The 13417-nt window shown below is 48.1% G+C and carries 12 protein-coding genes; 9 read left to right on the plus strand and 3 right to left on the minus strand.

Features of this window, described 5'->3' with window-relative positions; genetic code table 11:
* Nucleotides 1-37: 37 nt before the first annotated feature.
* The 7 genes from AR543_RS05235 (at nucleotide 38) to AR543_RS05265 (ending at nucleotide 7998) form a co-directional block, all read left to right on the plus strand.
* On the plus strand, nucleotides 38-430 hold the full coding sequence (locus AR543_RS05235; RefSeq protein ID WP_060532418.1) for a GntR family transcriptional regulator: 393 nt from the start codon (nucleotides 38-40) through the stop codon (nucleotides 428-430).
* A 17-nt stretch (nucleotides 431-447) separates the two neighbouring features.
* Nucleotides 448-1416, plus strand: a complete 969-nt coding sequence (locus tag AR543_RS05240) for an ABC transporter ATP-binding protein (RefSeq protein ID WP_064505557.1) — start codon at nucleotides 448-450, stop codon at nucleotides 1414-1416.
* Nucleotides 1413-2318: an ABC transporter ATP-binding protein gene (locus tag AR543_RS05245; RefSeq protein WP_060532419.1), complete on the plus strand. Its 906-nt coding sequence runs from the start codon at nucleotides 1413-1415 to the stop codon at nucleotides 2316-2318. The genes AR543_RS05240 and AR543_RS05245 overlap by 4 nt, the downstream gene beginning before the upstream one ends.
* A complete protein-coding gene (locus tag AR543_RS05250; protein ID WP_060532421.1) occupies nucleotides 2311-3657 on the plus strand; it encodes an ABC transporter permease in 1347 nt (448 codons plus the stop codon). Before AR543_RS05245 ends, AR543_RS05250 begins: the two co-directional genes overlap by 8 nt.
* Before the next feature lie 163 nt (nucleotides 3658-3820).
* A complete protein-coding gene (locus AR543_RS05255) occupies nucleotides 3821-5068 on the plus strand; it encodes a TraB/GumN family protein (protein WP_060536650.1) in 1248 nt (415 codons plus the stop codon).
* A 212-nt stretch (nucleotides 5069-5280) separates the two neighbouring features.
* Entirely contained in the window at nucleotides 5281-6393 is a 1113-nt protein-coding gene (locus tag AR543_RS05260; protein ID WP_227871838.1) for a M23 family metallopeptidase, read from the plus strand.
* A 207-nt stretch (nucleotides 6394-6600) separates the two neighbouring features.
* A complete protein-coding gene (locus AR543_RS05265) occupies nucleotides 6601-7998 on the plus strand; it encodes a TraB/GumN family protein (protein ID WP_060532422.1) in 1398 nt (465 codons plus the stop codon).
* Nucleotides 7999-8152: 154 nt separating this feature from the next.
* Here AR543_RS05265 and AR543_RS05270 read toward each other — a convergent pair whose 3' ends face one another.
* From AR543_RS05270 to AR543_RS05280, 3 genes are all read right to left on the minus strand, one after another.
* Complete coding sequence (locus tag AR543_RS05270; RefSeq protein WP_060532423.1) at nucleotides 8153-8845, minus strand: hypothetical protein; 693 nt, start codon at nucleotides 8843-8845, stop codon at nucleotides 8153-8155.
* 164 nt (nucleotides 8846-9009) lie between these two features.
* Complete coding sequence (locus AR543_RS05275; protein WP_060532424.1) at nucleotides 9010-9627, minus strand: hypothetical protein; 618 nt, start codon at nucleotides 9625-9627, stop codon at nucleotides 9010-9012.
* A gap of 173 nt (nucleotides 9628-9800) precedes the next feature.
* Nucleotides 9801-11027: an MFS transporter gene (locus tag AR543_RS05280; protein WP_060532426.1), complete on the minus strand. Its 1227-nt coding sequence runs from the start codon at nucleotides 11025-11027 to the stop codon at nucleotides 9801-9803.
* A 203-nt stretch (nucleotides 11028-11230) separates the two neighbouring features.
* Between AR543_RS05280 and AR543_RS05285 the strand changes: the two genes are divergently transcribed.
* Nucleotides 11231-12130 carry a MerR family transcriptional regulator gene (locus AR543_RS05285; protein ID WP_064505558.1) on the plus strand — a complete coding sequence of 300 codons (900 nt, stop codon included), beginning with the start codon at nucleotides 11231-11233 and terminating at the stop codon, nucleotides 12128-12130.
* 46 nt (nucleotides 12131-12176) lie between these two features.
* Complete coding sequence (locus AR543_RS05290; protein WP_060532428.1) at nucleotides 12177-13376, plus strand: ROK family protein; 1200 nt, start codon at nucleotides 12177-12179, stop codon at nucleotides 13374-13376.
* Nucleotides 13377-13417 lie beyond the last annotated feature (41 nt).

Raw genomic sequence — 13417 nt, forward strand, 5'->3', positions numbered from 1 at the left:
GGGAGGTCGAGAAGTATACGATACGGAGGATACAACGATGAGAATACCGGTACAAATTAATGAGAACAGTGCAGAGCCGCTGTACCGCCAGGTAGAGAACCAGCTGCGGGCGCTGATTATCAGCGGTCAGCTGGAAGAAGGCACACTGCTGCCTTCGATCCGTGAATTTGCTTCGGATCTCAGATGCAGCGTAATCACGGTGCGGCGGGTCTATCAAGATCTGGAGAATGAAGGATTACTGCGAACAAGGCAGGGCACCGGAACCTTTGTTACCGGAGTAGAGCAGGAATTGCGCACGCGGATGGGGGAAGAAAGTGTGCGGCAGCTCATAAACGAGATGATCAGCCGCAGCTACAACCTGGGCTGGAATCGCCAGCAGCTGGAACAGCTTTTTCAGGAAATACTGGATGCCAGAGAATCGGATTCTTAAACGGGAGATGATGAATAATGAACAGGACTATAGCTTATGACATACAGGAACATGGCCATGCAGCCAAAGATTCGGTTATCGTACTGAAAAATGTAAGCAAGGAGCGCAGACAGCATACAGTAGGGCCGCTGAATTGGTCTTTGCCGCGCGGCTGCATTACCGCACTGGTCGGCGAGAATGGTACGGGCAAAAGTACCCTGCTGCATATGCTGCTGCGTACCCTTTATCCAGACAGCGGAGAGATCAGCTGGTTTGGTCAGACAGTGCAGGGCGAGATGCCGCTTGCGCTGAGACAGCAAATTGCCTACGTCTCGGAAAATCCCTCCCGTGAAGAAGACCGCATGACTGCCCGCAAAGCAGCAGCGTTCCGTTCCTACTGGTACCCAAATTGGGATGAGCAGCAATTTGAACAGCTACTGCAGACATTTGATGTACCGACAGATGCACAGTTGTCCAAAATCTCCAAAGGACAACGGCAAAAATTTGAGCTGGCCGCAGCGATTGCCGCCAAGCCCAGACTGCTGCTGCTGGATGAGCCTTCATCAGGACTGGATCCTTTTGCCTGGAAAGACATGATTATTATGCTCAATCAGGCGATGGAGCAGGAAGAACTCACGATTCTGATTACCACCCACCGGATGGAGGAGGTCAAGCGGCTGGCTGACTATGTCGTACTCATGCATCAGGGACAGATCTGCGGGATGCAGGAAAAGGATGAGCTGTATCAGCAGTGGAAAGAAGTATGGATCAATCCGGTACAGGATATGCAGACACTGAGCTGGCTGCAGGAATGTCCGGGCATCATCGAGTGGGATGACAAGCCGGACGGTTCGGTTCGCATCCTGACATCGGATGCACAGATCCTTCAGCAGACTGCAGAGGAGAGCGGTATTGTCACACAGGTACACGGGCTGGAATGGGAAGAGCTTCTGTCCTGCTGGGTGAAAGACTATCATCTCAAAAGAGACAGGGAGGCACGTTTATGAATCCGTTAATGCTGGATCACATCGTCAAACGATATGCTGGTCATACGGCGGTAGACCATTTGTCACTGGAAGTGGAAGAAGGCGAGATCTACGGGCTGCTGGGAGCCAATGGTGCAGGCAAAACGACCACCATGCGTATGGTACTGGGGCTTATTCATCCCGATGAAGGCAGTATCCGCTATCATGGACAACCTTACCGCACCGAGCTGCAGGCGATGATGGGTTATTTGCCCGAAGAGCGCGGACTGTATCCCAAGGTCAAAATAAGTGATCAGATGCTGTATCTGGCGCAGCTGCGCGGCATGAAAGCTGCCGATGCGCGCCAGAGTCTGGATTACTGGCTGCAGCGCTTTGATGCGATGGAATACCGGGAAAAGCGGATCGAGGAATTGTCCAAGGGCAATCAGCAGAAAATGGGCTTTGTCGCTGCTGTTATTCACCGGCCGAAGATCCTGATTCTGGACGAAGCATTCAGCGGACTTGATCCGGTCAATGTAGAAATGCTCAAGCAGGTCGTGCTGGAGCTGCGCAAAGAAGGAACAGCGATCCTGTTCTCCACTCACCGCATGGAGCATGTAGAGGAACTGTGCCGTCACATTACCGTACTGCGCCGCTCCAAGCCGGTGCTACAGGGAGATCTGAACGAGATCAAGAACAGTTATCCTCGCGAAAAGGTTGTGCTGCGGACGGCCACCGAAGTTCAGGGTCTGGATACGATCGAAGGAGTCACCGAAGTGGTACGTCAGGACAGTGGGCGTTATATGATCCGGATCGAACAGGAGCAGGCGGCCCAGCAGATTCTGCAGCTGGCCATGTCGCAGGGAGCTGTCGATCAATTTGAGGTCAAAGAACCGACGCTGAATGAAATCTTCATTAAGGTGGTGGGATCCTCTCATGAATAAATTGGGTGCAGTTATCGGATTTACCTATCGGAACAAAACCAAGACCAAGTCTTTTCGCTGGACAACGTTCATTTTGCTGCTGCTGCTGGTCGTAGGACTGAATATTCCTTATTTTATCCAGTTATTCTCCGGACAGTCAGACAAGGATCTTGTTCGTATTGGTATAGCAAGCGGATCGTATCAGCAGATCGCCGGGCAGATCAAGGAAGCTGCAGACAAAACAGCTGCAACAAAACCGGTAGCTGCCAACAATACCGATAATGCAGGGGCTGCAGAAGTGAACGCGCTCAGAGGAACAGGCGTCACCCGGATCGAATGGCAGGCGGAACCGGCAGATCCGGCGAAGCTGCGTAAGCAGATCGAAGCCGGCAAGCTCGACGGTTATCTGCAGCTGCAAAAGCCTGCGGCGGGTGAGATCTTCCCGTCTATCACCTATATTAGTGAGAAAAATAATGCGAGTGTACAGGCGATGCTGCAGGCCGCAGCACAGACAGCCAAGGTTCGCTCTGTCACCAGTGGACAATTGACGGAAGCCCAGCTGAATGAAATTGGCACACCGGTCAATCTGACGCGAATTGCACTGGATAATATGAAGGGTGCAGATGGCAAATCGGGCGCACTGACCATGGAAAATTATATCCTCGTCTATCTGCTGCTGATTCTGTTCTTTATTTCCCTGACCATGACCGGCAATATGATTGCGTCAGAGATTACAGCAGAGAAAAGCTCAAGAGTCATGGAGATCCTGATTACCAGTGTGTCTCCGCTAACACAGATGTTTGGCAAGATCATCGGTATCTTCCTGGTGGGACTGACGCAGATGGGGCTGTATGCACTTGTCTTTATCGTTCATCTTATGCTGCCGTATTATCAGCAGGTACTGGCACAATTCGATATTCATATTAGCAATCTGTCCTGGGAAGTGGCGGTACTCGGTCTGGTCTATTATGTACTGGGATATTTCCTCTACTCTACCCTGTATGCGGCAGTCGGGTCGATTGTCAGCCGAACAGAAGACCTGGGGCAGGCAGTTTCGCTTTTGACCGTACTGACACTGGCCGCTTTTTATATCGGAATTTTCAGTATGACCAATCCGGATTCCATGTTGATGAAGATTTCATCGTATATTCCATTCTTCTCACCGACGACTGCTATCGTGCGGATCGGACTTGGCAATATGCCATGGTGGGAGCTGACTATTTCACTGCTTATTCTGGTCATTGCGATCTTTATATTCGGCTGGCTGTCTGCCAAAATCTATCGCACCGGCGTATTGATGTACGGCAAGCGTCCAAGCTGGAAAGAAATTCGCAAAGCGATGAAGGCCTACAAAATCTAAATACAGGCAATCATTACATCACAAGCTGTTAAACATTGCTGTTCCGTCTTCGTATCCAGCAGTACCCATCCTGCAGGTGAGCGGCTTGATCGTCTATTCGGGCTTTATATCGTCAGCCGTTCATCCTGTCATCCCATTCTCAAAGGAGAAATCACCCATGCAAATGAAACTCTGGAGAAAAATGCTGTTATCCCTTACCGTATCTGCCAGTCTGCTCACAGCTGCTTCCGTACCTGCCGCTATGGCTGCGCCACAGCCAGCCACCGTTAAAGTAAATATGCAAAAGGTGAATTACGGCACTGATGCGCCGGTAATCAGTGAGAAGACTACACTGGTACCGCTGCGCTCTACACTGAAGGCGCTGGATGCAGAACTGACAGGTACGACGCCAGACAGCATTACAGTAGTCGTGAATGGCAAAAGTATCACCCTGCAAAGCAAGCTTACCGAGATCAATGGTGTGGCTTATGTCCCTGTCCGGATTATTGGTGATGCGGCAGGTTACAGTGTTCGCTGGGATGCACAGACACGTACCGTACAGCTGGTATCCACAAGTCCGGGGTTAGGTGGAACAGAGGCTCCTGTAGCCGAAGCCTCCCAGACCGGCCGCGGATTCATGTGGGAAGTACAAAGCAACGGCAATACTGTTTATCTGGTCGGCTCCATGCATCTGGCGGACAAAAGCTTTTATCCACTGCGCAAAGAATATGAAGAAGCCTTTGCCAAAGCCGATCATCTCGGTGTAGAGGTAGATATCAGCAAAGCAGCTGGAGAAGAACAGCAAAAGCTGATTATGCAGCTGGGGATGTACCAGGATGGCAGCACGCTCAAGGATCATATTTCCAGCGAGACTTATACCAAGCTTGGCGATATACTGGAGAAAAACAAAATGAAACGGGATGCGCTCGATCCTTTCAAACCATGGGTCGCCGAAGTAATGATTAGTACCCTGAAACCGATGGAAGCTGGATATGAAGCGTCTGCCGGGATTGATCTGCACTTTATCCAGAAAGCCATGGAACGCAAGATTCCGGTCATCGAACTGGAAAGCTATGAATCCCAGCTGAATATGTTCAATAATTTCTCCAAACAGCTGCAGGAGAAAAACCTCAATACTGCACTGGACAATTATGATGAAATGGGTACCGCTATGGATCAAATGGCAGAAATGTGGAAAACCGGCAATGATCAGGCACTGCTGGAATTCACTAATACGATGTCTGATGATGCCGAATACAATCAAGCGATGCTGACAGACCGGAATATAGATATGGCCAACAAGATCGATGGCTATCTGAAAAATGGTAATAAGGAAGAATATTTCATCGTTGTCGGTGCAGGGCATTATCTGGGAGATCAGGGTATTGTTCAACTGCTGAAGAATAAAGGATACGATGTCGTACGGAAATAATCTTGCTGCCCAGCATTTAGTAAGACAACATATAGAAGGATCAAGTCTATCCATCTGGTGCGACCTATGATTTATTTTAGCCAGTTTACTTTATTCATGGAATTCCGTTTATACGAGACATCATGACATCTGCAAAAGAGCAGTTTTATTTCAAGCCAGCTCTTTTGCTATATCCGAATCATTCTACCTGATAACCGAGGAGGAAGATAATCATGCCCATTACACTAAATAGATGGACAAACAAGCAGCAAATAAGGCAACGAAATGTTTTGTTTGCTTCCGGGATACTTGCAGCTATACTGCTGGCCGGATGTGGACAGGAGAGTACAGATAATGATCCCGGCACGACTAATGACAACACACCGACCGCATCCCAGCAGACGAAGGAGGCAGCAGATATGAAAAATAACAATGATACAGGTGAGAACTCCACAGCAGGCAAGCTGCAGGCGAAAGATATTCCTGCTGCACTATTGGCTGGTAATACGAGCCGGATTCATGCCCAGATGACCGACGATTTCAAGCAGATGGTCTCCGAAGAGGATCTTCAAAGCACTGCCCGCTCCATGTTGCAGGGTGTTCAGTCATTCCAGTCTGTAGGCGGCAGCAGTGAACTGAATGGATATCGGCAGGACAGCTGGCTTAGCGATAACGGCAAGCTGGGATTGACCACCATGCTGGATAAGCAGGATCGGATTGCAGCAATGCAGCTGCAGCCGGTAGAGAGCTTTCCGGCAACGGACAAGAGTCTGAGCAAGACTACCTACCGGATGCCTTTTGACGGAGAATGGTATGTATTCTGGGGCGGAACCAATGTGATGCAGAATTATCACTACGCTGTCGAATCGCAGCGTTACGCGTATGATTTGGTACAGTCCAAAAAGCGCATGTCCTACAGTGGCGATCCGAAAAAGAACGAGAGCTATTATGCTTTTGGTCAGCCGGTACTCGCTCCGGCAGACGGCAAAGTCGTATCGGTAGTCAATACTATTGCGGATAACGAACCGGTCGGTGTAATGAATCCCAAGCAGCCCGGCGGCAATATGGTCGTGATCGATCACGGTGGTGAATACAGTATGCTGGCCCATCTGCAAAAAGGCTCTGTAACGGTCAAGCCGGGTGATTCGGTACAGGCAGGTGATCCGATCGGCAAAGTGGGCAACTCCGGTAATTCCAGTGAAGCTCATATGCATTTTCAGGTATCTGACGGGCCGGATCTAATGACCAACAAGTCGATTCGTATTCGCTGGAAAAACGATATACAACCTGTCAAAGGACAGATCGTGGATGCTTCCAGCAGCCAGATTATACAGGACAGCGAGTAAAATCTTCGATTGCACTTGGACTGAAAGTAAGTATATCTTCTGGAATAAATCACAATATATTCTTATTCTGCAAGAATATATTGTGATTGCCAGACGGATATGCAATAGTTAGAGAGACACGTCTATCTTTGCCTCTATGCCGGAATTCATAGGCTTGCCAATCGCTTTGGTATACTCAGAAAAATAACATTTAAAAGGAGTTTTGCGATGAAATCCTGGCATAATAAATTACTGACTCTGGTACTGGCAGCAGGACTGCTTACGACGGCAGCACCAACCATGGCTGGCGCCGCAGCACAGCCGCTGGTTGTCAAAGTCAATGACCACAAAGTCGAATACCGTACCGGCGGTGCACCAACCGTACAAAAGCAGGTCACACTGGTACCACTCCGCTCCACCCTGAAGGCTATGGGCATTCAACTGGCTTCGGTAACCAAAAACAGTATTACCGTAGTAGTTGAGGGTCAGAGTCATACGATCAAAAGCAAACTTACCCAGATCAAAGGTGTTACTTACGTACCGATTCGTACTTTTGGCGAACTGCCAGGCTACACGGTAAGCTGGAATGCCAAATCCCGTACGATCCAGCTTGTCTCTGTCCCATCAGCACCAGCTGCCGATGAAACAGCCAGCAGCCCGGCGGATAGTACACCCGCACCAGCTGCTCCTACAGACAGCAATACTACCAATGCAGAACTACCAGCAGTCTCAACACCAGCACCAACGACTGCTCCAGCAACAACTAATACTACTACAGCGCCAGCACCTGTTCAGACCGGAGCTCGCGGATTTATGTGGGAAGTAAAAAGCAATGGTAATACCGTCTATCTGGTTGGCTCGATTCATGTAGCAGATGACAGCTTTTACCCGCTTCGTCAGGAATATGAGCAGGCATTTGCCGAAGCCGATTCACTGAGCGTAGAAGTCGATATTACCAAAGACACATCGGAAGACTTCCAGAAGCATGTACTGGATACAGGCATGTACCATGATGGAAGCACACTCCGCAATCATATTTCCACCTATACATACGAGAAGCTTGGCCGGATTTTAGAGGCCAACGACATGAAGTCTGGTGCGCTGGATCGCTTTAAGCCCTGGGTCGCGGAAATGATCGTCTCATCGTTTGCGCCGGATGATTCCGGATATGACGCCGATCTGGGAATTGATCTGCATTTTATCAAAAAGGCAGAAGACAAGGATATTCCGGTAATTGGACTGGAGACCGAAGAATCGCAGCTTCGGATGCTGAACAACTTCTCGGATGAATTGCAGGAAAAGCTGCTGTATTCCACACTGGCTTCCTTTGATGACAACAAGCAGAACCAGCCAGCCGATGATCATGAGAAAGAGCTGGGTGAAATGTGGAAAACCGGTGATGAAAAAGCGCTGATGGAAGTGACCAACAGCTCGATGGTAGAGCCGGAATACCACAAAGCGATCCTGGTTGACCGTAATATCAATATGGCGAACAAGATCGATACCTATCTGAAAAGCAATAATAACCAGCAGTACTTTGTCGTCGTCGGAGCAGCCCATTATCTGGGCAATGACGGTATTATCAAACTGCTCGAAAACAAAGGATATACCGTTACACGCAAATAATCGCAGACTGATTATTGCAGGAAATCCGAATTCTAACTGAGGCAAAGCAGGACGTCGTCAAAAATCCGCCAGGTTCTATAATGAACCCGGGCAGATGCACAAATACACCCGGAAGAGTATAAGACTCTTCCGGGTGTATTTGTATATGCGCTTACTATGGTTTGCTGATTGGCGTCCTGCGAGTGAATAGTTTATTGCGATCATCAGAGTCATACTTATCATTGATAACTTTCCATGTTCCATCGATTTGCTGCAGCTGCACGGTACCTTGCAGAGGGAGTTGTTCTTTGGTTCGATCCAGCTGTACTTTCATTGTATAGTCGATCTCCAGAATACCTTTTACCTTGAGCACCGGATCAGCATGGAATTCCAGATGCTGCGGACTGATAGGCGATTTTTCCTTCACAGCCAATTGCAGTGGAAGATCAATAAGACGATTACGCAAACTGTTATCCATGGCTGTCTGGGTCGCATATTGAAGCAAATTGTCATACTGTTGCTGCATAGAAGGTGGCAGCTTCACCGGATCTGTTGTTTTCTTTGGAATTTCGAACTCCAGATCCAGACTGGTGTAATCAGGTACAGTGTATTCCGTTTCTTTGTACTTTTTGGCGACTTCAATCGCTGCTTTGAGCTGTTCTTCGTTTACTGTGTCTCCTTGTTTGCCGGCAGCAGCAGGTTCACTTGTCGTCGCTGCAGGGGCGGTCGTAGTTGTCGTTGCGGCAGCTTCTGTTCCGCTTGCACCTGCTGGTTCGTTGTTACTTGCTGGCTTGCTGCTTTGCTGTGTACAGCCCAGTAGCGACGTGCTCATAACCAGTGTCAGTAGCAGTAGCGTATATTTCTTCATATGTAATCTTTCTCCTTTTGCATAATACATAGATGTTTAGGTAGACTTTACCATTAATCGGAAGAAGGTTCAAATTTGGCATATATACAAAAAAGGCTTTTGCAGCATGAAATGACTGCAAAAGCCTAAAGAAAATTATCGGTATGACGGAGAGCAATTAGATCTTAGAACTGGGCTGCATATTTCATCATTGCTGCATTGTGCTGATCAATTATCGTTTTACCGGCTTTTATTTTGTTATTTGCTTTATAGAAAAGAGTATCATTACGCTTGGCTTTGCTGAGGTATTCACGCATCAATTTAAAGCCTTCCAACTGAAGAATCGTACCCTTGATAAATTGCTGATGGAGTTTGGCTAGTTGGGGCTCTGCCGGTTTTATAGTTTTTATCAAATAAATAAATCGCTGATAATTGGGAATAATAGTCTGCGTCATGGCGTTGTAGGATTGGACCCGTGTTTTTACAGAATCTACCCGATGTTGTTCATAGGATTTGCCGGCCAACGCTTCATACTTCCGGTATTTTATAATGGTAGTCAGATACAATACGTAATCATCATAAGCATCCAGCATATCCGGTTCTACCAGTTCACGATAATCGCTCAGATATTGTTTTAACGCAGTTTGCAATTCAGGGTAGTTCAGAATATCTTCGTACGTAATAGCTGGAACTGATGCAGCGTTTGCATCAGATTCTGCCGAAGCCGGCGATGGTAAAGTTAGCATGGCAGAGATCAGTAATACAATACTGAGTATTCCTGTGAGTAGACGATTATTATTCAATTCTTTCTCTCCTTTAAATCTATGTATAGTAGTCTCCTTTATATCTATCGGCATATTGGAAGGAAAATGGAAGATCTATTATGCATTTGAATAGAAAAGAAAGACGGTAGGCTCTACCTGTCAGAGCAATGTATACAGGAAGAAAGGAATGCACAGAGCCTACCGTTTAAGAATTAAAGTGTGAATTGTCGGCTCGTTAGCTTCAAGCTGGTTGTTTCAAGCTTGAGTCTGAGAGTCAGTGCACAACAGGACAATGTCAGTAAGGAAGACAGACCATATACGACAAATAATGAAGAGACATTCATGAGTACGCCGGAGATACCGGTACCGAGCAGTATTCCCGCCATCATCAGGGGAATCATCACGCCGTTGGCACGTCCGATATATTCCTGCTTCACTTCCTGAATCATGAACGCCGTAAAGATGACTTCAAAAAATGCACCGCATAAGCCCGATAATACACGTGCGCCTGCAGTAACCAGCGTCCATACAGACAGCACCTCGATAAAGGTCAGCAATGACCAGATCAGCATAATACCGGTCATCACGCCCCGGCGATGGCGGCCGACCCAACCGGAGAGGAGTACGGCGACAAGTCCACCAATCAGCATACCGATTCCTTCGGAAGCAGTCAGCCATTGTACGCCTTCTTTGGGCAAACCCAGTCGTTCAATGACCAAAAATACATCCAGCGGCTGCGTCAATCCGATCGAAAGTCCGCTGATCAGGAATAATACGGCAGTAATGCGAAGATTCGAGCGCTCCCATATATAATGAAGTCCTTCTTTGAGATCTGCCCAGGGAGAAGTGGCTTCCTGCTTCGCTTCGCGCTTGGAATCTGGCAACAGAAGCTGAATACCTGCTGCAGCCAGAAAAACGATGATTAATGCGATTAATGAAGCATACAGACCTAACTGGGTATAGATGAATGTACCCAGCACAGGTCCCAGAATAGTAAAGATCGCCATTAGGCTCTGCGTGATTCCGACAGCGCTGCCCACCTGCTCGATGGGAACATGCTGCCGAAACAGAACAGAGGAGGAGGGCTGGGAAAATTGACTGACAATCGCCGATACAACAGTAGTGACAAATACAGCCTGCCAGTGACCGGCAAGCACCAGCAGCAGGATTAACAGGACGGAAAGGGCACTCAGCGCATCGCCTATAATCACCGTCTTTTTGGGATTCCAGCGATCGGCGAATGTGCCTCCGATCAGCGAGAACAAGAAGATCGGCAGATACTCTAATGCGGTCAGCAAGGACACTGCAACCGGATTGTTGCCGCTTTGCTCCATCACATAAAACAAGAGCGCCATATTACGAATCCAGATACCCATCTGCTGAAGAAGATCGGCACTGGCCACGATCATAAAAACACGATTTTTAAACAATGAGGTCATATTTGATTTCTCCTCGTCAGGATGAAGTGCCTGCGTCTGATTTGGGGGAACTGAATGTAGCGGAGAACAGCCTGGACCTGAGAAAAGATAAATAAAACATCCAAGATGTTCTTTTGAACATGAAGCATAGTATTTAATCTCCTTTTATCTATTCATATTGTTTACAATAAGGTATACCGTAACGGGATAGTCAAGGAGGGCTTATGGAAAAAGGAAACACAGAGATTTATCTGACAACCGGAGAGTTTGCAAAGTTATGTGGCGTCAACAAACGCACATTGTTCCATTACGATGATATTGATCTGCTCAAGCCTGCTTTCACGGATGAGAAAGGATACCGCTCGTATTCCCATCATCAATTAGATGTATTTTTACTGATACAGGCATTAAAAGAATTGAAGCTGCCTCTGAAAGAGGTTCGCGAATATATGAATAATCGGACACCGCAGCATATGATTGATATGGCGAATCTGGAACTGCCCCATATTCAGCAGGAGATTGAGAAGCTGCAGAATATTCACAAAATGCTGAAAGAGACTATCGTTCTGGCGGAAGAGGGAATTGCTGCGAAACCAGGGCAATTCAAACTGGCAGAGTATGAAGAAGAGAGGCTGATTCGAAGCGGGCCGATCATGGAAGAAGATTCGGGTACGTTTTATTTGGAATGGACGAACCAATTTCTGCAATTTGATCGCTTGACCCAGTCTGATGCGTCTTCATTTATTGGCACGATGACTTCAGTCGTAGATCTTCTGGAAAACAAAGAGCCAGGCTTTTATTTCTTCGTGAAGACGGCCAGCAAGCGCAAAGATTTGAATATATTTATTAAGCCCAAGGGATGGTATGCCATCGGCTACCATCATGGCAGCTACGAACGGATGGGCGATACGTATGAGGCTATGTTTCGGTGGATTGAGCAGCAGGGATTGTCGACCGGTGAGTTTCTGTATGAAGAATACTTGATCGATGATGTAGCAGCAAAGGACAAAGAGGATTATGTGACACGTATTATGATCGAGATCAAGCCAAAAGAAGCCTCAACCTTGTCAAAGTCGCACAAACAAGATACGGGTGGTTATTCGGCAGTTCGGAAGCTACAATAGAATCAAGTGCTGCGTGCAGCCAATGTTATCATGGACGGGAGAATGAATGATTGTGTATCAGACTACAGCCAAAACGTTAAAACGGCAGGTATATGACCGGATAGCCGTTCAGGATGACGTTTATAAGCTTGAACTGATGAAAGATATCGATATTACGAGCAGCAGTCTGAATCGTACGCTCGATGAACTGCTGCATGAAGGATGGATTGTGGAATCCGGCCTGGGCCCTTCCACCGGCGGGCGAAGACCGACATTATACCGGATCAATGCAGGCCATCGTTATATTTTTGGACTGGATATTTCCCGTATCTATTCGGTACTCGGACTGTATGATCTGCGAATGAATGCACTGTATACGCATCGCTGGCAGATGGATGAACAGATGGAACCGGAAGTGCTGGCAGACTATGTAGCCGCACGTATTCAGGAAGCGCTGGCCGAGCGGCATCTGAGCCGTCAGCGGATTATGGGAATCGGGATTGGCGCTGTCGGTCCGCTGGATCATGAACAGGGAACGATCCTGAATCCAGCCTATTTCCCGGCGGCTGGCTGGCAGAATGTGAATATTTGCAGGATGCTGAGCGAACGTACCGGTCTGACGGCTGTGCTGGATAACGGAGCGAATACGGCACTTATCGGAGAACACTGGGCGATGCGCGAAAGCAATATACAGCATATGCTGTATGTTAATGCAGGAGCAGGGATTCGCTCGGCGATTCTGTCCTCCGGCCAACTGGTACGCGGTGCAATGGACAAAGAAGGTGCTGTAGGACAGATGGTCGTACAAGCTGGCGGCGCCAGGCTGCAGGAGCAGGGCAATTATGGGGCGCTGGAAGCCTATGTATCGATTCAGGCACTGGAGCAGCAGGTACGTCAGCGGAGCCGGATGGGGATGGAATTTACCAGGGACGGACAGCCTCTGCAGCCGGAACAGATCCACTTTGATACGCTGGTGGATGCCCTGCGAAGCGGTAATCCTGTCCTGCGGGAACTGTTCAACCAATCGGCCGGTTATATGGGTATCGGCCTGGCCAATCTGATCAATACCCTGCAGCCCGAAAAAGTTATTCTGGGCGGTGCACTCATCAATGCGGATCAGGGTTATTATGATACAGCTATCGCTGTGGCGAAAAAGCAGATCTATGGTGAAGAACGTCTTCAGCCGGTCTTTTCCAGAGGAGTACTGCAGGAAAATGCCGTATCTGTAGGAGCGGCTGTTATGATTTTAGCGCAGATGGAAATGTAACGTGGAACATTATCGATAACACTGTACTGCATCCAGCTTAA

The organism is Paenibacillus bovis (genome assembly GCF_001421015.2).
GTDB lineage: Bacteria > Bacillota > Bacilli > Paenibacillales > Paenibacillaceae > Saccharibacillus > Saccharibacillus bovis.

Bases quoted from the DNA above. Each gene is read 5' to 3' on its own strand.
- AR543_RS05235 (WP_060532418.1), top strand. From the start codon at position 38: ATGAGAATACCGGTACAAATTAATGAGAACAGTGCAGAGCCGCTGTAC.
- AR543_RS05240 (WP_064505557.1), top strand. From the start codon at position 448: ATGAACAGGACTATAGCTTATGACATACAGGAACATGGCCATGCAGCC.
- AR543_RS05245 (WP_060532419.1), top strand. From the start codon at position 1,413: ATGAATCCGTTAATGCTGGATCACATCGTCAAACGATATGCTGGTCAT.
- AR543_RS05250 (WP_060532421.1), top strand. From the start codon at position 2,311: ATGAATAAATTGGGTGCAGTTATCGGATTTACCTATCGGAACAAAACC.
- AR543_RS05255 (WP_060536650.1), top strand. From the start codon at position 3,821: ATGAAACTCTGGAGAAAAATGCTGTTATCCCTTACCGTATCTGCCAGT.
- AR543_RS05260 (WP_227871838.1), top strand. From the start codon at position 5,281: ATGCCCATTACACTAAATAGATGGACAAACAAGCAGCAAATAAGGCAA.
- AR543_RS05265 (WP_060532422.1), top strand. From the start codon at position 6,601: ATGAAATCCTGGCATAATAAATTACTGACTCTGGTACTGGCAGCAGGA.
- AR543_RS05270 (WP_060532423.1), bottom strand. From the start codon at position 8,845: ATGAAGAAATATACGCTACTGCTACTGACACTGGTTATGAGCACGTCG.
- AR543_RS05280 (WP_060532426.1), bottom strand. From the start codon at position 11,027: ATGACCTCATTGTTTAAAAATCGTGTTTTTATGATCGTGGCCAGTGCC.
- AR543_RS05285 (WP_064505558.1), top strand. From the start codon at position 11,231: ATGGAAAAAGGAAACACAGAGATTTATCTGACAACCGGAGAGTTTGCA.
- AR543_RS05290 (WP_060532428.1), top strand. From the start codon at position 12,177: ATGATTGTGTATCAGACTACAGCCAAAACGTTAAAACGGCAGGTATAT.